This window comes from Flavihumibacter sp. ZG627, assembly GCF_000814325.1.
Lineage (GTDB): Bacteria > Bacteroidota > Bacteroidia > Chitinophagales > Chitinophagaceae > Flavihumibacter.
This window is the reverse complement of record NZ_JPHF01000005.1, coordinates 81836-108285: the sequence shown is the minus strand read 5'-3', so window position 1 is coordinate 108285 and position 26450 is coordinate 81836. Positions and strand designations below refer to the sequence as shown.

At 40.0% G+C, this 26450-nt stretch carries 22 protein-coding genes; 17 read left to right on the top strand and 5 right to left on the bottom strand.

Annotated features, from left to right (window positions below; all coding sequences use genetic code 11):
* Positions 1 to 4: 4 nt before the first annotated feature.
* The 13 genes from HY58_RS12165 (at position 5) to HY58_RS12105 (ending at position 14468) form a co-directional block, all read left to right on the top strand.
* Positions 5 to 1465, top strand: coding sequence for an oligosaccharide flippase family protein (locus HY58_RS12165; RefSeq protein WP_039132329.1), 1461 nt, complete (start codon positions 5 to 7; stop codon positions 1463 to 1465).
* The gene (locus tag HY58_RS12160; protein WP_039132326.1) at positions 1465 to 2649 is read left to right on the top strand and encodes a glycosyltransferase family 4 protein; all 1185 of its coding nucleotides are present in this window, start codon (positions 1465 to 1467) and stop codon (positions 2647 to 2649) included. The genes HY58_RS12165 and HY58_RS12160 overlap by 1 nt, the downstream gene beginning before the upstream one ends.
* A 445-nt stretch (positions 2650 to 3094) precedes the next feature.
* Complete coding sequence (locus HY58_RS19630; RefSeq protein ID WP_172644657.1) at positions 3095 to 3826, top strand: glycosyltransferase; 732 nt, start codon at positions 3095 to 3097, stop codon at positions 3824 to 3826.
* Positions 3823 to 4977: a glycosyltransferase family 4 protein gene (locus tag HY58_RS12150; RefSeq protein ID WP_039132321.1), complete on the top strand. Its 1155-nt coding sequence runs from the start codon at positions 3823 to 3825 to the stop codon at positions 4975 to 4977. The genes HY58_RS19630 and HY58_RS12150 overlap by 4 nt, the downstream gene beginning before the upstream one ends.
* 155 nt (positions 4978 to 5132) lie before the next feature.
* Entirely contained in the window at positions 5133 to 5837 is a 705-nt protein-coding gene (locus HY58_RS12145) for a polysaccharide deacetylase family protein (protein WP_172644656.1), read from the top strand.
* Positions 5838 to 6004: 167 nt separating this feature from the next.
* Complete coding sequence (locus HY58_RS12140) at positions 6005 to 6613, top strand: hypothetical protein (RefSeq protein ID WP_156123677.1); 609 nt, start codon at positions 6005 to 6007, stop codon at positions 6611 to 6613.
* A 34-nt stretch (positions 6614 to 6647) separates the two neighbouring features.
* Positions 6648 to 8072, top strand: coding sequence for an MBOAT family protein (locus HY58_RS12135; protein WP_039132313.1), 1425 nt, complete (start codon positions 6648 to 6650; stop codon positions 8070 to 8072).
* 32 nt (positions 8073 to 8104) lie between these two features.
* A complete protein-coding gene (locus tag HY58_RS12130) occupies positions 8105 to 9031 on the top strand; it encodes a hypothetical protein (RefSeq protein WP_039132311.1) in 927 nt (308 codons plus the stop codon).
* Entirely contained in the window at positions 9024 to 10082 is a 1059-nt protein-coding gene (locus tag HY58_RS12125) for a hypothetical protein (RefSeq protein WP_039132308.1), read from the top strand. Before HY58_RS12130 ends, HY58_RS12125 begins: the two co-directional genes overlap by 8 nt.
* Positions 10075 to 11250, top strand: coding sequence for a delta-aminolevulinic acid dehydratase (locus tag HY58_RS12120; protein WP_039132511.1), 1176 nt, complete (start codon positions 10075 to 10077; stop codon positions 11248 to 11250). The genes HY58_RS12125 and HY58_RS12120 overlap by 8 nt, the downstream gene beginning before the upstream one ends.
* Positions 11241 to 11975 carry a WecB/TagA/CpsF family glycosyltransferase gene (locus tag HY58_RS12115; RefSeq protein WP_039132306.1) on the top strand — a complete coding sequence of 245 codons (735 nt, stop codon included), beginning with the start codon at positions 11241 to 11243 and terminating at the stop codon, positions 11973 to 11975. Before HY58_RS12120 ends, HY58_RS12115 begins: the two co-directional genes overlap by 10 nt.
* Positions 11976 to 11978: 3 nt before the next feature.
* Positions 11979 to 13070, top strand: coding sequence for a non-hydrolyzing UDP-N-acetylglucosamine 2-epimerase (gene wecB / locus HY58_RS12110; protein WP_039132303.1), 1092 nt, complete (start codon positions 11979 to 11981; stop codon positions 13068 to 13070).
* A 12-nt stretch (positions 13071 to 13082) separates the two neighbouring features.
* On the top strand, positions 13083 to 14468 hold the full coding sequence (locus tag HY58_RS12105; RefSeq protein WP_039132301.1) for an undecaprenyl-phosphate glucose phosphotransferase: 1386 nt from the start codon (positions 13083 to 13085) through the stop codon (positions 14466 to 14468).
* A 4-nt stretch (positions 14469 to 14472) separates the two neighbouring features.
* On the opposite strand, the gene HY58_RS12100 is transcribed toward HY58_RS12105, so the two are convergent.
* Complete coding sequence (locus tag HY58_RS12100; RefSeq protein ID WP_156123676.1) at positions 14473 to 15342, bottom strand: hypothetical protein; 870 nt, start codon at positions 15340 to 15342, stop codon at positions 14473 to 14475.
* A gap of 113 nt (positions 15343 to 15455) precedes the next feature.
* On the opposite strand from HY58_RS12100, the gene HY58_RS12095 reads away from it, so the two are divergent.
* From HY58_RS12095 to HY58_RS12085, 3 genes are all read left to right on the top strand, one after another.
* Positions 15456 to 15764 (top strand): hypothetical protein, encoded by a 309-nt coding sequence (locus tag HY58_RS12095; protein ID WP_039132296.1) that lies wholly within the window; start codon positions 15456 to 15458, stop codon positions 15762 to 15764.
* 88 nt (positions 15765 to 15852) lie between these two features.
* Positions 15853 to 16338, top strand: a complete 486-nt coding sequence (locus tag HY58_RS12090; RefSeq protein WP_052324083.1) for an FKBP-type peptidyl-prolyl cis-trans isomerase — start codon at positions 15853 to 15855, stop codon at positions 16336 to 16338.
* Between the two features lie 76 nt (positions 16339 to 16414).
* Positions 16415 to 17842: an L-serine ammonia-lyase gene (locus HY58_RS12085; protein WP_039132294.1), complete on the top strand. Its 1428-nt coding sequence runs from the start codon at positions 16415 to 16417 to the stop codon at positions 17840 to 17842.
* A gap of 8 nt (positions 17843 to 17850) precedes the next feature.
* Here the strand turns inward: HY58_RS12085 and mqnE are convergent, their stop codons facing one another.
* Both mqnE and HY58_RS12075 read right to left on the bottom strand, forming a co-directional pair.
* Positions 17851 to 19023 carry an aminofutalosine synthase MqnE gene (gene mqnE / locus HY58_RS12080; protein WP_039132291.1) on the bottom strand — a complete coding sequence of 391 codons (1173 nt, stop codon included), beginning with the start codon at positions 19021 to 19023 and terminating at the stop codon, positions 17851 to 17853.
* 1 nt (position 19024) lies between these two features.
* Positions 19025 to 22651, bottom strand: a complete 3627-nt coding sequence (locus HY58_RS12075) for a T9SS-dependent choice-of-anchor J family protein (protein ID WP_172644655.1) — start codon at positions 22649 to 22651, stop codon at positions 19025 to 19027.
* A 180-nt stretch (positions 22652 to 22831) separates the two neighbouring features.
* On the opposite strand from HY58_RS12075, the gene HY58_RS12070 reads away from it, so the two are divergent.
* Complete coding sequence (locus HY58_RS12070; protein ID WP_039132287.1) at positions 22832 to 24094, top strand: NupC/NupG family nucleoside CNT transporter; 1263 nt, start codon at positions 22832 to 22834, stop codon at positions 24092 to 24094.
* A gap of 2 nt (positions 24095 to 24096) precedes the next feature.
* On the opposite strand, the gene HY58_RS12065 is transcribed toward HY58_RS12070, so the two are convergent.
* Both HY58_RS12065 and trxA read right to left on the bottom strand, forming a co-directional pair.
* Complete coding sequence (locus HY58_RS12065) at positions 24097 to 25872, bottom strand: carboxypeptidase-like regulatory domain-containing protein (RefSeq protein ID WP_039132285.1); 1776 nt, start codon at positions 25870 to 25872, stop codon at positions 24097 to 24099.
* Between the two features lie 186 nt (positions 25873 to 26058).
* Positions 26059 to 26403 (bottom strand): thioredoxin, encoded by a 345-nt coding sequence (gene trxA, locus HY58_RS12060; protein WP_256381584.1) that lies wholly within the window; start codon positions 26401 to 26403, stop codon positions 26059 to 26061.
* Positions 26404 to 26450 lie beyond the last annotated feature (47 nt).

The window sequence follows — 26450 nt, the reverse complement described above, 5'->3', positions numbered from 1 at the left end:
AATAATGCAGAATATTGAAAATATTAGCTCCGCAGGGTTAAGAGGAGTTCTCGGAAAACTATTTAAGAATAAGGTTTTCAAGAATTTCTCTGTGCTAAGTGCCAGTAACGTTCTTGTACAGGCCCTAACTATTTTTTCCAGTATTAAGATTGCAAGAAGCCTTGGACCCGGCGATTTTGGAAAATATGGCTACTTCATTACGCTGAGTGGAATCTACAGTGTATTTGCTGGTTTTGGGCTTCGTACTATTATAACGCGTTATGTTTCAGCGAGAAATTATAATGGCATAAAGCTGGTACGGAACGTAATGTTAATAAGGGCTTTATTGCTTATCCCTATCAGCGTTATAATTTTCGTTCTAAATGCAATAAGTACTGAGTTGGTATTTGATGAGCTGCTTTTATTCATACTCATTGGCTATATATTTTCACTCCTTGCCTGGGATGCGCTTGAGGCATATGTTTTCGGACAGCAGAAGATGAGTTTTTCCTCTGTAGTAAATCTTTCCAGTGCCGTTCTATGGGTGTTAATTGTCCTGCTTATACCTAAAACACATATAACGGTAACATTATTATTAGTAATAACTTTTTTATTGGCATTACTGAAATCAGCATTTCTGTTTTTTCGTTTAAGGAACAATTCCATGTTGTCTGCTGCAGCAGTAAATGAAGAGATCAGTTTCATGGAACTGTTAAAAGAAGCATTTCCTTTTTTCTTACTCGCAGTATTCACGGTTTTCTCAACCAGGGTGCCTTATACTTTCCTGGCAATGAACTCAACAAAGGAAGAAGTTGGATTCCTGAATATTGCATTAAGAATTGCCAGTCCACTGCAGATGCTGGTACTTACCATGATGTCCGCAGTATTCCCAAATATTAATAAGAAATATAACGAGGATAGGAGTTCATTCATTGGAGGTGTTTCCTCATTGCTTGTACTGGTTGTGGGTGTGGGTATGGTGGGCGCTTTTGTAATAAGCATTTTCAGTAACGAAATTGCATTATTGATTTATGGGAAACAATACCTGCCTTCAGCTGATGTCATTGCATCACAGGTGTGGTATACCTTATTGTATGCTATCTTATGTTATATCGGAACTATTTTTAGTGTGCTTCATGAGCAGAACCTTATGGCAAGGTTATCTTTTGTGAATGCTATTTTATGTTCAGTTGTACTTTATATTTTCTCCTTTCAGGGGGCTGTTGGGCTCTCTAATGGTTTTATTGTGGCTTCAGTTATAGGAATAATTTTCCATTGGTATTATTTGCATTTGAAAATGCCAGTGAAAATTTCCATCAATCTTGTTTCAATGCTTGGGATAATAATGGCTTTACTTTATGTAGTGTCAATCCTGTTTGCAGATTCTGGTTTGATAATAAGATTATTAGTTGCAGGAGCAGCTTCTGGTATTATTGGAGTTGTTCTTTATAATTATTTTGTCAGGAATAGATTAAAGTTCCGTTAATGAAGATCTGTATAGTTACAAATTATCACGAGGAAGCTACTTCCTATCTTTATAAGCATCTGTCTGAACAACATGATGTGTCTATTATATACCTTGTTAATTCAGGAAATAAGAAGACGCATATTTTTGATTTAAGTATAGTGCCAGAAGGTCATTATGGTCTCGTGGAACCGGCGCTTTCAAGAGCTGTTCTGGAACCGTATACCAGCTACCTTACCAATACCAGCAAGATCCGGTTTTACGTATTTTCTAATAAAGGTTATAGTTCCGGTATAAATTATAAACTCTTTTCCAGATTATCTAAGATCCTTAAGCAGGAGAGGTATAACCTGGTGCATATTATAGGACAGAACCCTTTCCTGATGGTTCTTCATTATGGATTGGGCAACACTCCCATAGTTCAAACTTTACATGAGAGTTATGCTCATCTGGGTAAAACACACTGGAGTACCAGGCTATTCATGCGTTACCTTAAATCTGGTAATGTTAAAATGATATTTCATTCTGAAAATACGCGTAATCGGTTTTATCGGGGGAATGAAAAAAGATACCATGAATCAGCTGTAATACCGCTTGGTTTTCATGAGATACTTGGTGTATTCCGAAAGAATTCTTTACCCACCCTTAATAAGACAATATTATTTCTAGGATATGTGAAGCCATACAAGGGGGTAGAGTATCTTGTTGATGCGTTTAATCAGGTCAGGGAGCGTATAGCTGATGCGCATTTACTGATAGCCGGAAAGTGGTCAATGCCCGAACTCTATGAATCAATTAAGGAAAGGAAGGATATCACTATAATAAATAAAGTTGTTGATGTTGAAGATATGGTAGAGCTGGTTCAGCAATGTTATTTTATTGTTTGCCCTTATGTTACTGCTTCACAAAGTGGCGCTCCCTTAACAGCATTTGAATTTGATAAACCAATCATCACCACTGATGTAGAAGGTTTATCTGATATGGTTGAGCATGGTGTTAACGGATTTGTTGTAAAGAAGCAGAATGCCGCATCTCTTGCTGATGCAATTGAAGAGCTTTTAATTAACGAGAGCCTTTATTCAGAATTTATTTCTAACATCAATAAGTTCAGGTTAACCTCTGGCAAGTATACTCAATCAGTAATCAATAAAACGGTTTCGGTATATAGAAACGCAATGGGGATTTCATCTTTAGAGCATGACTAATTATACTATTGCCTACATGGGCACTAAAGGTTTCCCTTTTGGCTATGCCCAAATTGAAAGACAAAAACTGATAGCAAAAGGATTGATCCAAAATGGTGCGGAATTGATAATTGTATCAAGGTATGGGATCCATAATTCTTTTCCAATTCAATATGAACAAGGGGTTAATATATATGAGGGAATACCTTTTGTTTATAGTTCGGGCCAACCCATAAGGCCTGGAGGAATGCTGAAACGCACAAGCCTTAAAATACGTGGTCTTTTGAATGAGATCCGTTTTGTTCTGCAATGGAAAGGGGATAAACGTATTATGCTTGTCTCAACCAATTATTTCAGGAATATTCTTTTTTACAGGGTTCTGTCATCATTAAGCGGGTCGACACTGGTAGTAGATAATGTTGAATATTGGTCATCACATAAGAGAAAAGTATCCTTGCTTACTAAAATGGATAATTTTCTATATGACAGGTTCAGTCATAGGTTGGCTGATAAAGTTATTTGTATAAGTGACTTCCTGGTTAAAGAGGTAAACAGGGCAGATCCTTCAAAATTGTGGATTAAGATTCCCTGCATTGTTGACTACAGCGTTTTTGATGCTTTACCTGTAAAGAGGGAAAAGAGGATTTTATATTGCGGCTCATTGAATTACCTGGAGGTAATTTATTTTGTAATTGATGCATTTGAACAAAGTGGCATAGATGATCATACACTTACACTTGTTGCAAATGGCTCAAAAGAAAATTCTCTCCTTTTACAGGAAAGAATACAAAAGTCGCCTGTATCAGACATGATAAAGGTTTATCAGAACATGAAATATCCTGAGCTTGTTGAACTATATAAATCAAGTTTGGCCCTGGTCATTCCATTGAGAAATTCAGCTCAGGACGTTTCCAGGTTTCCTCATAAGATCGGTGAATATTGTGCATCATCAGCAGCGATCATTTCCACTAATATTGGAGAGATTAAAAATTATTTTACAGATGGCAATAATGCATTGATCGCTGGCGATTATAATACTGCGCAGGTTGCTGCAAAAATGAAATATGCAGCAATGTATCCTGATAAAGCCGTTGAAATAGGAAAGCATTCTTACTTAACTGGTAAGAAATACTTTGAGATGAACGCACTGGGTAAAAAGCTAATGGAATTTTTCGATTTAAAAGGTTCTACTGAATGAAGGTACTCTTTCTAATTCCTGATTTTCCGGTAGATCCTGCTAACATAAAAGGTGGCGTACATTCGTCATTGGTTAATTTGCTACAGGAATTCAGGGGAGTTGATGCTGAAGTATTGGTGATTACCTATACAAAATCGGTAACTGTACCTGCCATAGTGCAAATGTCCACTAATGTTAAGGTGATATATTATCCTAAAAGGTATTCGTCATTTCCTTTCATTCCTTCACTATTAGCTGCGGGAAGGGACCTTAAAGAAGCTATCCGAAGTTTTGCTCCTGATATTGTTCATTTTCAAATGGGCGGAATATTTCTTTTGTTCAGGTATTTCATTGATCCCTCCATTCCAGTTGTACTTACCATACATGGTATGTCCAAAATGGAATTAAAAGATGCGAAGGGATGGAAAAAGAGATCCCAGCTTTTTTTACATAACCAGGTATCAAAAATCACTATACCCGATAACCTGATACATCTTTCGGAGTCTTCCCGCCAATTGTCAGGATTCACTGAGGCAAAAAATCTTGCTATTATTCCAAACCCGGTAAGTCCGGTTTTTTTTCAAATTGATAGTTGCCATTTCAATCCCGGAAAATTATTATACCTGGGCGCTATCAATCCGAGAAAGAATTTGATTTTATTGCTGAATGCATTAGCAGAGTTAAGATCACTAGGATGTTTGTATGAGCTTACTATTGTTGGTGATTACCAGGAAGAAACCTATCGGAAAGAAGTTGAGTCAGTTGTAAGCAGTCTGAGATTGGAAGATAGTATTAGCTTTTTGGGATGGCAATCGCAGAAAAAGATCCTCGACATCATCAGGGAGATTGCAATTCTTGTAATGCCTTCAGAGCAGGAAAATATGCCAATGGCAGCGTTGGAAGTTATGGCTTCAGGCAAACCGGTAATAGCAACTAAAGTTGGTGGAATACCTGAGATCATCGATGATGGCAGTACGGGCTTTCTCTTTGAGAAAGGGGACGGCAAAGCATTGGTAGAAATCCTTAAGAATTTGTATCATAATCCCGGAATGATAATAAAAGCGGGTAAAGCAGCAAAAGAAAAAATGGAAGAATCATATAAGGCTGAGAGAATAGCTTCCCGGTTATTGCAATATTATCAGGATGTTTTAAAAAATGAATCCGGACAATGAAATTTCTGAAGGATAGCTTTGGTTTTTTGCTTTATAGGATAGGGAGATTATTTCCATTTGATCAAAAGACGAAGGTTCTTTCCCTTTATTGCCACCGTCCATCTGTATCATTTTTTGAAAGTCTGATCATATGGTTAAGGGAAAATGGTTTCAGAATGATCAGTCTTTCGGAGTTGGAAAAATTGCTTGAAGAGGGAATTGCAAAAGATAAATGCGTGGTTATCACACTAGATGATGCGCATATATCGAATAATAAATTATTGCCATCGATAGAGAAATATAAAGTGCCTGTTACTATTTTCGCACCTGTGGATCCTCTTTATGAAGGTTCTTATTGGTGGGACTATGTTAATGCAAATAGTGAAGGCATGAACGCAAAGCATTTGCTGAGGAAATGGAAGATGATGGATGTCAATTCATTTGATGTTATGATGGCTGATTTGAGATCTCAAAAATCAGTTCCCAGAACGTCTATGACTGTAGAGGAACTGCAGAAAGCTGCCAGTATAAAAACAATAGAGATCGGGGCTCACACCGTATCTCATCCCATATTAACTCAATGTGAGGAAGCAAGGGTCAGGATGGAACTGGAGGGTGGAAGATCAAGATTGCAGGAGATAGTTGGAAAACAAATTAAATATCTTGCCTATCCAAATGGAAATTATTCAGAAAAGATAAAGTCAACGGCCAGGTCTTCAGGATATAAACTCGCATTTACTGTTGAACAAAGACTGATTGATTTGAAGACTGATGACTGGCTGGCCTTACCCAGGTTTGCTCTTAATGAAGAAGGAGGACGTTTCGAAAATCTGGCTCGGGTAATGGGAACCTGGCAAAAGTTTTTTTTCTGGAAATTCTAAATTTCTAATACTAGTTTTTTAATAAAATAATTATGGCTTTATTGAGGAAGAGATTTTTATTTCTGTATGTTAATGAATATTGGTACACATATAAAGGGGGCTTATTAAATTGGATATCGTTAACAGCATGCTGTCATATGAAGGTGCCCTTCAGTAACAGTAACTTGATGAAAGAATCCCGTTCCTGGACTATAGAGAATGATCTTACCTTATCAGAGGAAGAAACACTAGCTGCTTATACCAAATCTATACGCCAGCAGATAAGGCAGGCCAGGGAAGGAGGTGTGATAGTTGTTTTTGCAAAAGAGATTAGTGAGTTTGTTGAATTTTTCAACGATTTTGCTGCGCGTCATAATTTAAACCCTACAAGTATAAGAAGGCTGGAGGAACTTGGAGATGATTGCCTGTTCAGTTATGCGGTTTATGAAGGCCAGAAATTATCGGCACATTCTTACCTGGTTGACCGTCCCAATAAAATTGTTCGTTCATGGCAATCAGCCTCAGGCAGAAACATAGAAGGGGTTGATAAATCTCTTGTTGGGAAGGCTAATAAATTGTTGCATCATGAGGATATGAAATATTTCAAGAGCCAGGGCTTTGAGGTTTATGATTTTGGGGGCTATACTATTGATCCACCCACCGATTCGCTGGCGGGTATAAACACCTTTAAAGCCTCATTCGGTGGAAAAGTGGTGGAGTGCAAAGATTACTATTCTTATCCTTTTGTGTTCCTGAAATGGTTGGGAGGTTTGTTTGGGCTGGTTGGTCGGGGATGACCTTCACCTATACAAAGATTCAAAGTAAGTAATTATGCTTTTTAATTCAATAGAGTTTGTTTTTTTCTTCATAATAGTTACGGGACTTTATTTCCTGTTACCACACAAGTACAGATGGTTCCTGTTGCTGGCGGCGAGTTGTTATTTTTATATGGCATTCGTACCGGTTTACCTGCTAATACTGGCGTTTACTATTGTGGTGGATTATTTCGCAGGAATTTATATTGAAAACAGCAGTGGACATAAAAGAAAACTATTACTGATTGCAAGCCTGGTTGCCAATATTGGTGTTCTGGCTGTATTTAAGTACTATAATTTCATCAATGATAATATAACTCATATCCTGGGGAATTTCGGCATACCTAATAATATACCGTACCTGCAGATCCTTTTACCCATCGGACTTTCCTTTCATACATTTCAGGCGATGAGTTATACCATTGAAGTGTACAGAGGCAATCAGCCTGCTGAGCGTCATTTTGGAATATATTCACTATATGTTATGTTCTATCCGCAGTTGGTGGCTGGACCAATTGAAAGACCACAAAACCTTCTTCATCAGTTTTATACTAAACACAGATTTGACTACAATAATGTAGTAAGCGGACTAAGGTTGATGTTATGGGGGTTTGTAAAAAAACTTTTTATAGCAGACAGGCTGGCCATTTACGTGAATGCGGTTTATGGCAACCCCGAGGAACATACAGGTATCACATTGATAGTAGCCACTGTATTCTTTGCATTTCAAATTTACTGTGATTTTTCAGGTTATTCTGAAATAGCCATTGGATCGGCGAGGGTAATGGGCTTTGACCTGATGAAGAATTTTAATCGTCCCTATCTGGCTCAGAATATCTCTGAATTCTGGAAAAAATGGCATATTTCACTATCAACATGGTTTAAGGATTACCTGTACATTTCTCTTGGAGGTAACAGGGTATCCCTGCCGCGTGTATATCTCAATCTGTTCATAGTTTTTCTTATAAGTGGTCTATGGCATGGGGCTAACTGGACATATGTTATCTGGGGGGGATTGAATGGAATTTACCTTATCACAGCCATGATGCGAAGGAAATATATAGATCAGTATATCGGGAAAATAATACCGGTGAATAACAGATTCATCAAGGTTGTAAACATCCTCATCACCTTTATCCTAATCTGTTTTTCCTGGATATTTTTCAGGGCTGAATCTTTGGACGATGCCATGCTTATAATAAGCCGTGTGTTTACTTTTTCGGGACCGTTATTTTATTACAATCCTTTAATGGCTTATTGTATAATGGCCATTGCATTCCTGCTGATTTCTGAAATTTTGCTCGAAAGGCATGGTAATATTATATGGAAGACCTATAATAGCAACCGTTTTCTTCGATACTCAAGTTATGTAGTTCTGGTATTGATCATTTTATTATTTGGAGTGTTTGATGGGGGGCAATTCATTTATTTCCAGTTTTAACTCCAATGAATTTAGTTAGTATTAACTCCGATATGAAAGCGTTCTTCAAGAATCTTCTGATTGTTTTATTTTTTATCGTATTGGCCGACCAGGTGGTGGGTGCAATGCTGAGGTATTTCTATTTCCGGCAGGAATCGGGACTTGAGTACCAGACCATATACTCAATGAACAAAACAAGTGAAGATGTACTTATATTCGGATCGTCAAGGGCAAGCCATCACTATATACCCTCAATCATTACAGACTCAACTGGATATTCTTGCTATAATACTGGCAGAGAGGGGAATTTTACGTTGTATGAACTTGCAATATTGCGAGGGGTTTTGAAACGCTATAAACCCAAGTTCATAGTTGTTGATTTTACAGTGAAGGAGTTCCTCGAATTCCCAGGCAGCTATGATCCTTTATCTAATTTATTACCCTTTTATAGGGGAAATCCTGATATACGTGATATTATTAAATTGCGGGGTGATTATGAACCATTAAAGCTCAGCTCCGCTATTTACCCTTTCAATTCATTGATGCCTGTTATATTAATCGGTAATATGGAATATAACAAGAAGCGAAAGGCGAATGATAATGGATATTTTGCCCTTCATGGGAAGATGAAACATCCACCACAGGAACTAAAACTAGACAGAACATATCCGATCGACAGTAACAAGGTCAATGCTTTTCGTTCCATTCTTGAACTATGTAACGCTAAAAACATTCCGGTAATGGTTGTGGTTTCTCCCTATTATGATAAATATTCATCACAGGATTATTCCGTTGAACTGGCAAAAGAAATGGCAGCCAAATATGATGTTCCTTTTTATGATTTTTTACAATATTCTCCGATAGCAGGAAACCCGGAAATGTTTCAAGATAAAGACCATTTATCATATTCAGGTGCAAGGATATTAAGTGGAAAAATTGCGAGCCTTATTAGGGAGAATATTTCCAGCAGCAATGAGTGATAAAAAAAGAATTTTAATTGCGGGACCTGTATTCCCCCCGGCTGGTGGTGTGAGCATACACCTGAAGCGATTATTTGATTTTTTTTCGGGCAGCTTTGATATTAATTTTGCCGATGAATCCAGAACGATAAAACCAGGCATCTTTAATATTCGTTCATTCAGACCCGGCACTTATATCAAATTGATCTTTGAGTCTGAACTTGTTTTCATTCATAGTGGAAGCCAGCTATTACGCTTTATTCATATTCTCATTGCAAGGTTATTCCAAAAACCGGTTCTGTTAACTTTTCATTCCTATCCCGTAACAAGACATGGTTTTGCAAAAAAGCTCGAATCATTTTTTTTAGCACGTGTAAATAAGATCATCGCGGTAAATGAAATTATTGCAAAACGAATTAATCTTCCGGAAAAGACCATTGTCAGGCATGCCTTTCTACCCCCAATATTAAGTATGGAGCCGGAATTGCCTGAATTTATAAGAAAATGGATTGATAATAAAAGGGAAGAGGGATGCCAACTGGTATGCTGTAACGCCTCTCAATTAGTTAAGTTTAAGGGTGAAGATCTCTATGGCCTGGATCTCTGTATTGAATTAGCGCGCAGATGGAAATTACAAAATATGAAGCTGGCGATTGTATTTGTAGTGTCATCGCTGGAAAAGAATGAGGAATATTATAATGAATCGGCGGCAAAGGTTATAAGCCTGGGTATTTCAGACCTATTCCTTCTTGTTAAGGAGCCGGTATCCTTTGTGAGCCTGATCAGGCACTCAGATATCGTATGCCGTCCAACAATGTCAGATGGGGATTCATTGACCGTTCGGGAGGCAATTGCTTTTTCAAAGCCGGTTGTGGTTTCAGATGCTGTGGAACGTCCAGAAGGGTCTATTCTATTCCGTTCGAGAGATATCAATGATCTTGAAAAAGTGATCGCCCAAACAGTAAACGAAAAGCTGGATGGCCTCAAAAAAGAAACAGTAAGTTTTGATGGATACTATAAGCCATACGAGATATTATTTAATGAACTTATGGCAGGGAAAAAGTATGAATAATGATATTTTGGAAGCTTTCGAAAAGCTGAAAACTTATTGCATTAAGGAAGGATTCAAGGGATATGATCCTTACGATGGGTTAAATAGTAAATTATTTAACTCAATACCTGTTTTTTCAAAGAATCGTTTAGCCAGGCTTGCGTGGATCCAATTTTTTAAAAGGTTTCCTTTTAATCTGAGACCATTGGCAGGTATTGAAAAGGATTATAATCCCAAAGCATTGGGATTATTTCTTTCAGCTTATTGCCGCATTTTCAGAAATGACCCCGATCCCGAAAATGAAAAGTTGCTTCGATTTCTTGCAGACAAAATAATTGAACTCCGTCCTGATGGGTGGAGTGGTGCCTGTTGGGGTTATAATTTTGACTGGCAGGCCCGTGCTTTTTTTCAGCCACGCAATACTCCCACAGTAGTAGCCACGAGTTTTATTGCCCATGCATTATTTGATGCTTATGAAATTTTTAAGGAAGAGAGTTGGTTGCAGACGGCTATTTCTTCCGCTGATTTTATATTGAAAGACCTTAATCGGACAATGGGTGAAAACGATGAATTTACTTTTTCCTATTCTCCATTGGATCATTCCGTAGTTTATAATGCAGGCTTACTGGGCGCGGGGCTTTTAGCCCGGATATCAAGCTATACGGGTGATATAAAACTCGCGGGTATATCGCGGAATGTTGTGGCATTTAATACCAGAAAGCAGCAGCAAAATGGATCCTGGGCTTACGGTGATCTCAGCTATCATCAATGGATAGATAATTTTCATACTGGATTTAATCTTGAGAGTATATCAAAGTACAGGACTTATACTGGGGATCAAAGTTTTAATGCGGCATTAGAAAAAGGTCTGGATTATTATTTGAACACATTTTTTACTCCCGAAGGCATTTCCCGGTATTATAGTCATAAAACATATCCGGTGGATATTCATGCACCTGCGCAGTTGGTCGCAACAATTGATGCCCTTGGTGAATGGGATAGGGCAGGAGGAATTATTGAGTCTGTTCTTGGCTTCACAATTAAGAATATGCAACATAGGGATGGATATTTCAGTTACCAATTAAACCGCTTTATAAAGTCTGAGGTTCCCTATATGCGCTGGGCACAGGCGTGGATGTTCTATGCGTTTTCGATTTACATAAATCATGAGAAAGAGGTATGCGAGTAACAATTTGTGATATTCCTATTGATGCCCTTACAATGGCGGAAACATTAGGAAAAATTGATCAGGCAATAACCAGGAATGAAAGAATTCACCATGTTGTTGTGAATGCCGCAAAAATGGTGAATGCACAGCATGATGTAGCACTTAAAGCCAGCATTGTTGATTGTGATATAATAAATGCGGATGGACAATCAATTGTTTGGGCATCGCGTATTCTCAACCAACCACTTCCTGAAAGGGTTGCAGGAATAAACCTGATGGAACAATTGGTGGAACTGGCATTTATGAAGGGTTATAAAATATTTTTCCTGGGTGCCCGGGAGGAGATAGTAAAAAAGGTGGTTACTGTTTACACCCAAAAGTATAGTTCAGATATAATTGCCGGATACAGAAACGGATACTTTGGGAGAGATGAAGATAGCGTGGTGGCAAAGCAAGTAGCGGATTCAGGGGCACATATCCTTTTTGTTGCCATTTCATCACCCCGAAAAGAGATATTCCTCAATGAATACAAAGATATTATACGTACTCCCTTTATTATGGGAGTAGGGGGAAGTTTTGATGTGGTAGCAGGTTTTGTAAAAAGGGCACCAATATGGATGCAGGAGTGGGGACTGGAATGGTTTTACCGCGTGATACAGGAGCCCAGGCGCATGTGGAAACGCTATCTTGTGGGCAATACCAAATTCATCTTACTTATACTTAAGGAAAAATTCAGAAAGAGCTGACCAATGAAAATTACAATCGTAGCAGGAGCAAGGCCAAATTTTATGAAGATTGCTCCCATCATCAGGGCGATAAAAGAACATAATAATGAGGGACCTAAAATTGAATTCAGACTGGTTCATACCGGGCAGCATTATGATAAGAAGATGAGTGATGATTTTTTTGAGCAATTGAGAATCCCGCAGCCGGATAATAATCTGGGTGTGGGAAGTGGAACCCAGGCTGCACAAACCGCGGCAATTATGGTCGGATTTGAAAAGGAACTACAGGAAAATCGGCCTGATCTTGTTCTGGTAGTTGGGGATGTGACTTCTACCATGGCTTGTGCAATTACGGCAAAAAAACTTTGCATTGATGTTGCCCATGTGGAAGCAGGTATCCGTTCGGGTGACCTCACTATGCCCGAGGAAATTAATAGAATAGTTACCGACTCCATTACTGATATATTCTTTACTACAACCCAGGAAGCTTCCCAAACTTTGGAGACCTCCGGTAAAACAGCTGAAAGTATATATTTTGTAGGTAATACAATGATTGATACTTTATTCCAGAACCTTGAAAATTTGCAGGCACCCACCTGGTGGAAGGAAGAGGAGTTTACTTCAAAGGAATATTTCCTGGTAACACTGCATCGTCCGGGAAACGTTGATGATATGAACAACCTTGTCAATCTCTTGCAGAATATAATGAAAGGAACATCTCCTTCCCGTGTTATATTCCCCGTTCATCCACGAACAAAAAAAGTAATAGATCAATCCGGCTATGCTCATCCCGACCTTTACTTAACCGACCCGATGCCCTACCTTGAGTTTTTGTATCTTGTCAAAAATGCTAAAGCTGTAATTACTGATTCGGGCGGAATAACTGAAGAAGCTACCGTTCTATCAGTTCCATGTATGACATTGAGAAGCAGTACGGAAAGACCTGAGACCATAACCATTGGTTCCAATGAACTTGTAGGAACGGATCCTGTCAAACTGGTACCTTTTCTGGTAAAGGTTAATGAAGGAAAATGGAAAAAAAGTTCTATCCCTGAATTATGGGATGGTCACACATCCGAAAGAATAGTTAAGATCATTGCTGACCGTTACCAATAGCCGTTTGTTTTTATGAATAAACTTTCCTTCATTTTTTACAGGTCAATATTATGGTTGTGGGACCTTATATCATTGAATGCCGTTCTGCTGCTTGTAAGCCTGAATGTTGAATGGGCCGATTTGTATGCAAAAAGGGAATACCATGTTTATATGGCCTTCTTCAATATAGCCTGGCTTTCAGCGGGGTTTCTCTCCTCCCTTTATCTTAGTAAGCAGTGGCTTGACTTCTCTGTTTTTATAAGAAAGACCATTAAGAGCTTTGTAATAACCATTGTTTTTTTAATGGTGTTTCTCTATCTGTATGAGTTCCAGTTTTCAAGATTCTATATTATCTCATCTATTGGTTTATTTGGACTACTCACCCTTATCAATAGGGTTTTATTCAATGTGCTTGTTATGGCACTTCGTAGTAGATTCCGCATGGAAAAGAAAGTTGTTATACTTGGGTATAATGATATTTCAAAAAGACTGATCAGGTATTTTCGAAGTGAGTCCAAACTGGTAAAGGTTTCTGGTTGTTTTGAAGATAAGGAAAGGGTCAATGAACTTTCTGATTTCCCCATTCTTGGCGGGCTACAGGATTGTCTGGAATATGTAAAGACAAATAATATTGCTGAAATATATTCAACCCTGGCTCCGGAGAAATATCCTTATTTATATGATCTTGCCAAAGAAGCGGATAAACTATTTGTACATTTCAAATTCGTTCCTGATTACAATGTGTTTGTGAACCGGAACATCTATGTTGACTTTGTTGATAATATCCCAGTTCTTTCCCTGCGTTCTGAACCATTGGAGGATACAGGCAACCGCATTAAGAAGCGTCTTTTTGATATAGCCTTCAGCCTCTTTGTAATCATTTTTATATTGTCGTGGCTGGTTCCCATTGTTGCGATCCTGATAAAATTGGATTCAAAAGGTCCTGTTTTCTTTATACAGCAGCGTTCCGGTAAAAATAATCGTCCCTTTGCCTGTATCAAATTCAGAAGCCTTCGTCTTAATGATGAATCAGATACAAAACAAGTAACAAGGAATGACAGGAGAATTACTTTTTTTGGGCGATTCCTTCGGAAGTCAAATATTGATGAGCTCCCTCAGTTTTTTAATGTATTGATTGGAGACATGTCGGTTGTAGGACCAAGGCCGCATATGTTAAAACATACGGAGGATTTCTCAAATATTTATAAGAAATACATGATCCGGCATTTTGTAAAACCCGGACTGACGGGATGGGCCCAGGTGCACGGTTTCAGAGGTGAGATCACCAATAATGAGTTATTACGCCGAAGAATTGAATATGATCTATGGTACCTTGAAAACTGGACCATTTTCATGGATGTGAAAATTATATTCATGACGATAATGGTAACAATCAGGGGCGATGAAAGGGCATATTGAGTTCTTACTCTACAATAACCTTTTTGCTATTATAGAAAAGTTTTAATGAATCCCTGATTCGCGCGGTATCAGATGGGCTTGCCGGCAAGCTGAAGTATAATTTGTAGGTAACCGAATCACTGGTTTCCATTAAGATAGATTTACCCATTGTTTTCAATTGGTCATATCGCCTTAGAGCCCTGCCCCTGGCTGCTTCTTCGATAATAAATTTCCATCTTCCTGTTTCAACGGAACCAGCCAATGTTACTGGCCTTCGGCTGATAGAAGTATCTGAATTCCGAAGGCTATCAACAGGATTCATAATTGTATTAGAATCAGGAATAATATTCAGGCTGTCTTGTTCTGGTTCGGATATGGGAACTGCTGTTTGTTCAGGTAAATTAGTCTCACTATTTTGTTTGAATAAATACCATGCGCCCCATCCTACCAGACCAATCGTGAGCACTATCAGAAATATCACAATTAATCTGGAGGCTACATTTTGCTGGTCATACCTCGGTGCTGTTTCATCAAAAGCCGAAGGTTGAGTTGGTCGGAGGTCCTCCAGCCGTTCTGTAACGACGCCCCCCGGCGTAAATTCAAAATCACCTTCCTTTGTTTTTACAAGTGTTCCGATACCTTCCATGTACAATGCTTTCCCGATATTCAGAAACTGTTTATTAAGCATTATAAAAGATTCAAGGTCGGAAATGGCAAGGGATTGCATTTTGCCGGTATGTGTCTTTATGTAGTTAACCAGGTCCTGGCTTAACTCCTTATCAGAATCATTATCAAATTGTACGGATCCGCCATCAGTAGTAAAAGTTCCGATTCCAGGCAGGCTCAATCTCTTATGCTGGTATAAAAACTGGGTAAGTAAATTATCAACTTTCAAAGCTGGATAGATTGGTTTGACACAAAATAAGGAAAAATCGGCTCTTCCTGCTATTACCATTTAAAGCAAGGCAATGGGCCACTGAATGTTCTTAATTTTGCAAAAAAAGGTTCATGCTTACACAAGAGGAAAAGGATTTCATAGTGTATTGGGAAGCAAATCGTTTGAAACAAAAGAAATATTTTCGTTCATGGTTGGTGGGTTTACCGGTGGGACTGCTTTTTGGTATACCCATTATTCTTAACTATGCAACTGGTTGGTACAAAAGAGCAGCTATGGTAGCAGGTTCCAAATTCAATCCCATGGTGCTGATCATAGCGATTCTCCTTATAATAACATTTTCTGCCATATTTTACCGCCAACACCAATGGGAGCAGCATGAACAGAAATACAGGGAACTAAAGCAACAGGAAGGCCTTTAGGCATTCATTTTGATGTGTGATGCAACAGATGGGTCTGAAAAGGGGTCATTATCAGGTCAACTACTATATTTGCGCATAATTTAAAAAAATGGTGAAAAGAATCGGTTTTGTCTTATTGTTAATGATGGTTGTGCTGGGAACCTGGCATTGCTCCAAAAGTGATACCAGCTGTAATCCTGTTCCCCCGCAAAATGAAGAATCTGCAATTAAACAATATATAACAACCAATAACATTACTGCCGTAAAAGATCCTTCGGGTCTTTATTATCAGATAATAGAAGAGGGGTCGGGTTCTGCTCCCACAGTGAATTCCAGGATAGCTGTCACCTACAGCGGTTACCTTACGAATGGCAATAAGTTTGATGAAATGACAAGTCCAATCCAGGATCCAACAAAATGGTGGCCATTGGGGGGATTGATACAAGGTTGGCAGATCGGAATTCCTAAAATCAAAAAGGGGGGAAAGATCAAGATGATTCTTCCCTCTGCCTTAGCCTATGGATGCACCGGCGCGGGTTCCATTCCAGCCAACTCTATTCTTGTTTTTGATGTGACTCTGGTAGATTTCAATTAATACCATTTACATTAATATTTCAGGGCCCCTGTTTAGCTGCAGGGGCTTCCTTATTTTCGCATTAAACCAGAAAACTTTGCCAAACGAACCGATCTCCGTATTCGATATTTTCAAGATAGGTGTGGGGCCATCCAGTTCACATACACTTGGACCATGGCGCGCTGCCCAATACTTCACCGCGTCTTTGGAAACTGCCAGCAAACTTGAACTTGTTACCCAGGTGCAGGTTTTGTTATATGGCTCACTCGCTAAAACGGGGAAGGGGCATGGAACTGATATCGCGGTACAAATGGGATTATTGGGTGAAGATCCAGTGACCTGCGACGTAAACGGGATAGCACATATCATATATAATCTTCAGAACAACAAAGAACTCATTCTTGCAAAAAAGCATCCTATCCCATTTGATCCATCAGGAGATATTATTTTCCTGATGAACGAAACACTTCCTTATCATCCTAATGCGCTGAGTTTCCTCGCCACCCTTTCTAATGGAGAGCATATTTCTGAAACCTATTATTCTATAGGTGGGGGATTTGTTCAGCAGGAAAATGAGCAGGTGGATTCCAGGAGCCAGGTGCAACTGCCTTTCCCGATCGATAAGGCTGACGATCTCCTGCATTGGTGCAGGAAAACAGGCCTGGGTATTCATGAGATCGTACTGGAAAATGAATCAGCATGGCGCTCACCGGAAGAAACCCGCCAAGGCCTTGTTCGGATATGGAATGTAATGAAAGATTGTATGTACAGGGGATGTCATCATGAAGGAGTACTTCCCGGTGGGTTAGAGGTGAAGCGAAGAGCAGCAGCACTCAATAAAAAATTACTTGCAGGAATTGAATACTCAGGATATGATGAATGGATCAATGCAATAAGGCAGGGGGGGAATGATTTTAAGTATATTCTTGACTGGGTGAGTTGTTTTGCACTGGCCGTAAATGAAGAAAACGCTTCTTTCGGAAGAGTAGTAACAGCGCCTACCAATGGTGCCGCCGGTGTGATACCAGCAGTGCTTCAATATTTTGTTGTTTTCTGTAAAGGCGATTCAGAAGATGCAATTCTACAGTTCCTGCTCACAGCATCAGAGATCGGAAGTATATTCAAAAAGGGATCTACTATTTCAGCGGCCATGGGAGGATGCCAGGCTGAGATCGGTGTGTCTTCTTCCATGGCCGCGGGGGCAATCACTGAAGCTACCGGAGGCACTCAAAGGCAGGCCTTGATGGCTGCTGAAATTGCCATGGAACACCACCTTGGGTTAACTTGTGATCCAATAGGCGGACTGGTTCAGGTTCCCTGCATTGAAAGAAATACAATGGGAGCCATAAAAGCTATAACGGCTTCTCAGCTTGCATTGCAAAGTTCGCCTGATTTCGCAAAAGTATCTCTTGACGCAGTGGTAAAAACTATGTGGGATACTGCCCAGGATATGAGCAGTAAATACAAGGAAACATCCGATGGTGGCCTTGCGCTGAATATCCCACTGAGCCTTCCTGAATGCTGATCAAATCTTTAATTGTGAACAGGATTCACCTGTTGATCAACAATGACGGAATCTGAATAATCATTTATGACATTATAAAGCGTGTCCCTTTCAACCGGCTGTCTTTTAACCTGCCTGATAAGGCTTACTAGTTCTGCAGTAGTCATAGAAGGAGATTGTTCCTCAGAACCTGCCATTGAATAGATCTTTGTTGAATCGTCAATTGTGCCATCCAGATCATTAACACCAAATGATAAAGTTAGCTGGGCACTATTTCTCCCAAGCATAGGCCAGTAGGCTTTCAGATGTGGGAAATTGTCCATATAGATCCGCGCCACAGCATACATTTTCATGTCTTCCACAATAGTACTTTCCGGGATATGACTCATCTCATTATCCTTATTACGGAACTTTAATGGGATGAATGTATTGAAGCCCCTTGTTTTATCCTGCAGGTTTCTCAATCGCTCCATATGATCAACACGATGATGGTATGATTCTATGTGACCGTAAAGCATTGTAGCATTGCTATGCATACCCAATGCATGCGCCACTTCATGTATCTTAAGCCATCCTTCCGCATCAACTTTGTCGGCACAGATCTGCTCCCTGATATCAGCACTGAAAATTTCGGCCCCACCTCCTGGTAAGGATTGCAGGCCCGCTTCATGCAGATACTTCATTCCTTCTTCCACACTAACTTTCGCTTTCCTGAACATATAATCCAACTCAACCGGTGTAAAGCCTTTTAGATGCAGGTCGGGCCGGTGTGATTTTATTTTGCGAAGAAGATCGGCAAAAAACTCCAACGTTAATTTGGGATGTACACCACCAACAATATGCACTTCCGTAACTGGTTGACCATCATATTTTCGAACTATATCGAGCATCTGTTCCGTTGTCAGTTCCCAGCCCTCTTCCTTGTGAGCATACAATCTTGAATAAGAACAAAACTTACAACTGAATACACAAACATTAGTTGGCTCAATATGAAAATTCCTGTTGAAATAGGTTTTTTGTCCATGCAGTTTTTCCCTGACATGATTTGCCAGACTACCCAGCCAGGAAAGGGATCCTTTTTCAAATAATATCACTCCTTCTTCAGGAGTTATCCTTTCTCCCGCAATCACTTTCTCCCCGATCTTTCTTAATGACTGATCCGTAAGAGTAATATTCAATTGCCCTAATTCTATATTGGTCATATTATCTGATGGTCTTTATGATTCTGGTTGTTCTAACCTTATTATTGTAAATCAAACGTACAATGTAAATACCTGCTGGTTGCCGGGATATATCTGCATACACCAGGCTGGATGCATTTCCATTATAACTGGTTGCCCAAACCCGCTGCCCCACCATATTGATCACCTCTATTTTCTTCAGCTTTTCGAGATCGAGATAATGTCTTATCTGAATATTTCCGGTAGTGGGATTAGGAGTTACGAGCCAACCCTGTTCCTTCAATTTAGTTGGCAAAGTTACATCATAGAGCCTAATATCATCCAGATAAAGATTGTTGTTGCGGTTACTGGTATTTCGGAAGATCACCTGTATTACATCGTTTTCCTGCACTATTCCGGTAAGATTTACTGAATCAGTTCGCCAATGGGCCTTTTGAGTTGGTTTAAATTCTACAGTGCCGGGGAAATTCGGGTCATTAACAGTCTGTAATGCTGTTCCCCATTTCTTATAAACCAGTTGGAGTGGCAAGTTACAATTGCGGGTTATAAAAATTTCTAATGTATCGGTGGGGTCACCCTCCGCTCTGGAAGCGATATGGGCCAGATCAAATCGGAGGAAAACAGAATCCGGGTTTTGAAAATTTATTGGTGAAGAGTAGAGTTCGTCGATATCCCCTGGAACGGGATTAATGTAATTACGAATAATAGCCGATCTCGAACCATTCGTAGCAGCTTCTTTATTTAATTGCCATCCAATACCATTATCAGGGTTTATTACATTCCAGTTAACGGGTGGGAATGAATTCTGCTCAAAGCTTTCCTTAAGGGGAGGCTGTTCAATGCGGAATAAAAATACCTCCTGGGTGATAGTGTCATTTAAAGGTTGTTGGTCAGCACTTCCATTAGGTTGTGATACCCATACCCGGAATTGATTTCTTCCCAAATTAGTTGCACTAAATAAACTGTCATAATCTAACTGGTAAAGCTGACCGGTATTGATATTTATCCCATCAATCAAACGGCTTATGATTTCACCATCATTCCATTGCAAACTTACCCTGAAAGACTCTACCGTTTGAAGGCCGTTGTTACGAATTTCGATTAATGGTTCAAAGTTTCCCCTGCACTCATTGGGTAAAGGACTAATGAGTTTATTGATACTGATGTCTAATTGAGGTAGCGTATATGCCTGCACGTTAATATCATCGAGATATATATTTTGGCCGAATTTGTTGACCGATACCCATGCGAATGAAACATTTTCTGCACCATCAAAATAACTCACCGGTAGCCGGATTGAATTATCAGCCCATTCATTGTCACCCGGTACCCAGTTAATATCTCCGGTAAATCCGGCGGTGCTTGCTAATCCTGTTCCACCTTCTTTCCAAAGTACGTTGGTAAAGCTGTTTCCACAATCAAGGGAGGCCATCAATTTCAGTGTATCGGCAAAACTAGAGGAGCCCGAATATGCTTTATAAGCATGAGAAAAATTGATAAAGACAGAATCGGTATTTATTAAAGAAATTCCTGGGGAAACCAGGTAATCCTCATCACCAACACCATTATAATTAAAGAGATTCATGTAAGTGGATGCAATGCCGGTTCTGCTGGCATTAAGTGTTCTGGTCCAGGTAACCGAGCCTGCATTTGGATTTAATACTGTCCAGCCATTTGGAGGAAACACAGCATCTTCAAATCCCTGGGAGAATGATCCGGTTGCAGGTTGACGTACATTAATATTTACTGAAAGAGTATCATTCGAATTTCTTTGATCAATACTATTATTAGGATTAGTAATAAATATTTTTATGATAAAGGGTCCATTACCTGTAATGGTTACCGGAAGTGTAATTTCTTCCGATTCCCCATAAGTCAGGGAACCATTCCAATTGATCATTTGAATGGTTCCATTGTTGATTTGCCAGTTAATACGTGCAGAAGTGAGTGTGGTATTACCGCTATTCCCTATACGAATTCTTGAAACTATATCGGCGGCATCGCAAAACACTTCGCCATTGAGAGGGGATAGTATTGTATAAAGCTTGGCATCCAGATCTTTATTGGCTGCCAGTTTCACTGAAGCAACTTTTGTTCTCCACCCGCCCGGGTCACCATACATCGAGGTGAGCCAGAATATTGAATCATTTACAGGGTCGGGTGCCATCATATTATAATCTCCCCATCGTGAGGAGAAGGTGCCATATCCTGTTCCATTTACAACCATTGTTTCATCTGCCGGCAGACTTCCTGGCGGGTCATTTGCATTTCTGCCAGTTACCGTAATGGATGGCCAGATAGTTGTTGAAGAACTGTTATAGACTGCCATGATCTGTCCAAAAGCATTCATATTCATCGAGGGGTAAAATCGGTGTGTATCATCCGGTGAATAGGTGCCCTCCTGGAACAACTGCCAATCACCCGAAGTTCTTCGCAATTCGTGCCATCGAATACCAGCGATGCCTGCCCCCCCTGCATTTACAGTGTGATAAACTAATATCGATTCATGGGTATCGTACTTACGCCAAATGGGTTTGTCCATCACAAAAGACGTGGTGGCCATAAGTTTACTATTGTTACCGGGAGTAGTAACACAAGCCTGGAAATAGCCGCCCTCATTACATAAGGTAGTGTTGAAAGGTGCTGTAAGGTGAGAGCTTAAGGTATAAAAATTACTGTTGGAAGGATTTTGAAAGTCTACATCAAAAGCGAGTAACACCACACTGTCAGCATCAGCTGCAATAGTTCTTCCATCATCATTACGAAAGGTGAACAATCCCGGTGAACCCTGAGTGGGTGCTGATGGACCAAATGCATTGATTGGTGCTGCTCCATCATATTTCTCCGCATCGGTAAGCCTCACCCGCTGCAATTGCACATTGGGTTCGCCAGCTATCATTTGGGATTTATTGAATGCATAAAATGAAATCCCGGCAAAATTGTTATCGGGTAAGGTAAAATCGCGACTGGTTGCAAACCAGGCATCCGTCCACACAGAGAACTTGGGATAATCAGGGAAATAACCCGGGTCAGTGAATTTATATATATACCAGCTACCTAATGGATTATTGGTAGCAGATACAAACATCACAATAGTATTAATGTCAGTACTTCCATCAGGTGTTCCAAATTCTGTCATTACAAATCTGTCAGCATATTGGTCATAAAGGCAAATACCATCACCTGCGCCACTATAACCTGCACCATCAACAAGGTTATCTAAATATATAGCCTCTGTAAAAGCATTTCCCGATTTGTCATACACCTGAAAATAAGCACCGGATGGCCCATTCACCATTTGAATGATATTATCTGGTCCAACACATAGGGTGGGGTCGGCAGGAGTAATTCCGGTTGACCCAATGCCCTCCCTGTTGGTGATAAATTCAGGTGATAATGTTTTGTTTTCACTAAGTGTTTGGGAAGGCCGGCGTACAGGTCTGTTCCGTAAGGGATCTTCTTTAAGGAAAACCGCTTTTGGATCATTACTGATCACAGGCGGCTTTCGTTTACCACGATTCCACAATAACCCTTTGTTATCTCGAACAATGGTATTCTTTTTCCCCTTTTCCGGAACAAAGCCACTGAGCTCACGGGAAATACCTATCCGCTCACCATTTGTGATCACGATCTTACCTTGCTGGGCCATAAGCCATGGGGATAGCAGGAGTAGGAAAAAGATAAGGAATAAAATATTTTTTATCATTGGGCTGGGCCTGGCAGAAATACAAATATAACTGCCTGTGACCAAGCTTACAACAATGCAGGAGGCTAACCGTGCGATTAAACCAAAATCTTTTATCTTTCCTGCCAGTAAAACTTCAACTGCATGGGTCGGTTTCAGGGAATCATTGGAATAATTCTGATATTAGGTATTGCTTATCTGTTCTCCAATAATAAAAAAAAGATCAACCTGAGGGTTATCGGAAGTGGCATTGCACTTCAACTCCTGATAGCTATCCTGGTTTTAAAAGTTCCTGCTGTCACAAATTTTTTCCAGATACTCGGAAAGGGTATGGAGAAGATCGAAATATTTGCCCGTAAGGGTGCATCTTTTGTTTATGGCGGTATTGCAGTAGCCCAGCCAGATGGTTCTGTCGGGAATTATCTCAATTCAGGTTTTGTATTCGCGTTCAATGTTACTGCCACGATCATTCTTGTTTGCGCACTTGTTGCGATCCTCTATCATTTCGGGATCATGCAGAGGATTGTAGCTGTGATCGCTAAAGCAATGAATTGGGTAATGAGGGTAAGTGGGGCAGAAGCGTTGAGTAATGTTGCCAGTGCTTTTGTTGGACAGGTAGAAGCCCAGGTGATGATCAGGCCTTATCTTCAAACGATGACCATGAGCGAACTTCTTGCGAGCATGAGCGGTAGCCTGGCCTGTATTGCAGGTGGCATTCTTGTGGTTTATGCTAATATGGGTGCCCAGGCAGGGTTTGATCTTGCCCCCAAATTAATTATGGCATCGCTGATGGCTGCTCCTGGTGCATTGGTCATTTCCAAGATTGTGTACCCCGAAACGGAGGAAAGCCAAACAATGGGACGTGTAAAGCTTGAAGTAAAAAGTCATTATACCAATGTAGTTGATGCCATTTCTCATGGTGCGGGAGATGGGTTTAAGATCGCAATGAATGTAATTGCCATGTTGATCGGCTTCATTGCGGTGATTGCATGCGTTGACTGGATCCTCATTAAGGCAGGGCATATTTTTAATCCCAACTTTGATCTTAGCCTAAACTTTATTTTTGGAAAAATATTCTATCCTTTCGCGTGGGCGATGGGAGTTCCCGTTGACGATGTTGACAGTGTGGCAACATTACTCGGACAAAAGCTAACTATCAATGAATTTGTTGCATTTCAGAATCTGACCAATAATTCAGTTCCCGTTGTAACTGATAAAGGATTATTAATTGTGAGTATTGCCATTTGTGGTTTTGCAAATTTTAGTTCAGTTGGAATGCAGATAGGTGGCATCGGGGAGATAGCTCCGGGTAGAAGGGCCGACCTTGCGCGGCTTGGAATGAAAGCACTGCTTTGCGGTACCCTTGCTTCTTACCTCAGCGCTACCATTGCAGGGATTTTAATGTAGGATCAGAATTTCCTCAATACTTTAAAATGGATGGAGAAAGGAATGATTTTTCCTGTACTACTGTCCCGAAGTTTGCCTGAACAACTCCCCTTTATAAATTCCCCGGGCGCACCATAATCTGTAACTTCCATCGCTATAACACCTGATGGCGTAAACTGCAGTTTTTCCTGTCGGATGCTCAATGTACTTACAGGATAATTGCCCGGCTTGGATGCACCCGCAAATGTAAAGCTCACTGCCTCTTTATTCTTGTCAGCCTCCCTATAACAAAGAATTGTGGTCTTATTATCCTGGTTGATTGCTGCCTGAACCAATGAATCAGTTGGTGCCTGGAGAAGATAGTTAGTGCCATTTATTGTGTAACTTATATATTGATCGGTCTGCTTGTTACAGGCATTAATTTCTATATTATCATAATGTCCACTGCTTACTTCCTGCTGAAAAGGATGGCTCTCAATACCACCTGCATCATCAACAACTATGAGAGTAGCTGTTGTTATTTCTTTGGTACACCTTGGAAGGCTGATCTCAAAAAAACCATCACTTATACTTGCCCTGAAGAGTTTACCATCCAGCATTATTTTTACATATCCTGAATGAATAGGGGCATTCTTGCAATTCATCATTTTTCCGGATAGCACAACTGTTGTTGATTCGTTATTTTCTGAAACTAATTTCCCCAGCCAGGTGGTGCCTGTACCAGTCCCGAATTTTCTGGTGCCAATTACTGAACCACAATCATCTGAAATTTTCATCAGGAGCGAATAGTTGCCATGTACAGGCATATTAATATATCCTTTATCATCCGCACGAAGAATACCTGAAAGAACACTGCCATCATTTGCATCAAATAATTGAACCCTTGAAAAGGAAAGTCTGTTTCCAGACTTGTCAGTGATGTTAGCATTTATTGTTGCTATTGGGTCACCTATTGCTACCGACCATGTTGCTATTCTGCTCAGATTAGCTTTGTAGATATTTCCTTCTTTAATTGCCTTTCCTTCTTCAATCCATTGCCCATTAACTTCATCATAATACCATAATGAAGCTGTTGCAGGCGCATTGGTTGCATCAGCAATCGGAAACTGAACAGATAAGTGGTCGCCTGCTGAAATTTCAAGTGGTTGACCGGATGAGCCTGTGAGTTCAAGCAGTAGCAAACTGAAAAATCGAAGAGCTGCGTCTGATCCGTCTAATCGGAGGCCTCTTATGGTGGGAATAAGCGAATAAAATGATGTTGATGACGGATCAATTATGAATCCGTCCATTCGTGTATTTCCTGAAAATGAGGTATTGCTGACCTTATCAATGATCACGCCCGAAGGGATAGAGATCTGTCCATCTTTTTGAAGCAATAGCGTTCCGCCGGATTCAGCACCAAACAAAAGATGTTGGTCTTTCTGCTTTAAGGTTATGTTGTTATATTGTTTCGACCCATCAAGCACTTCAAGTGACTTATAATCCCGGAAATATCCCTGCGCTTCCACTTCTATCATAGTGGCATTTGCACATGTATAGATAGATGAGAAATGGTAATGACCATTTCGATCTGTTTGGGTGAGTTGGTTGCCAGCTCTTACAAAGGCATTGCTTAAGGGTTCGTCTTTCTCATTGGTTATTCGTCCACTGAGGCCTATCCTTGCATATTTTGTAATTGATTTATTGAGGGACGGAGAATCAGGAAGCGAATCTTCATTCACTCCTGTTTTGGAGCAGGCATTGGTAAGCAGCACCAATAGGGCCAGAAGCAGGCTGACACCTGGAATTGGACGTATCATAGGCTTGGATCTAACCCTCTAACGAAAAATCATCATCTTTCGTATGTATGGCTGACCAATTACAAATAAGGGGGGAAAATGCTACTTTCAATTAAAAAGCGCCGGGTATTTCCCGACGCTTAAAATAGTATCTGACTAAGGTACTTATAGCTGTCTGACATCTGTCATGACCTGTGTCAGAAGGGATTAAATGTGTGCTTCTATTTTTTTGATGAAATTAGCCTTGGGTTGGGCGCCTACAAGTTTGTCTACCACCTGTCCGTTTTTCACAAACAAAATTGCTGGGATAGACGTAATTCCATAATTAATAGAGAGTTGTGGGTTGTTGTCCACATTCACTTTACCGATTTTCACCTTACCATCGTATTCTTTGGAAAGTTCCTCAATAACCGGCCCGATAGCGCGGCAAGGGCCACACCATTCAGCCCAGAAATCGATTACACTGAGTTTATCTGAAGCCAATACTTCGTTCTGGAAGTTGGCGTCGGTGAATTCTAATGCCATAATTATTGTTGTTTGTTTTGTTTTTATAAGAACGCAAAAATAGTTCCCTTGGTTTAAATGAGCTGTTATGACAT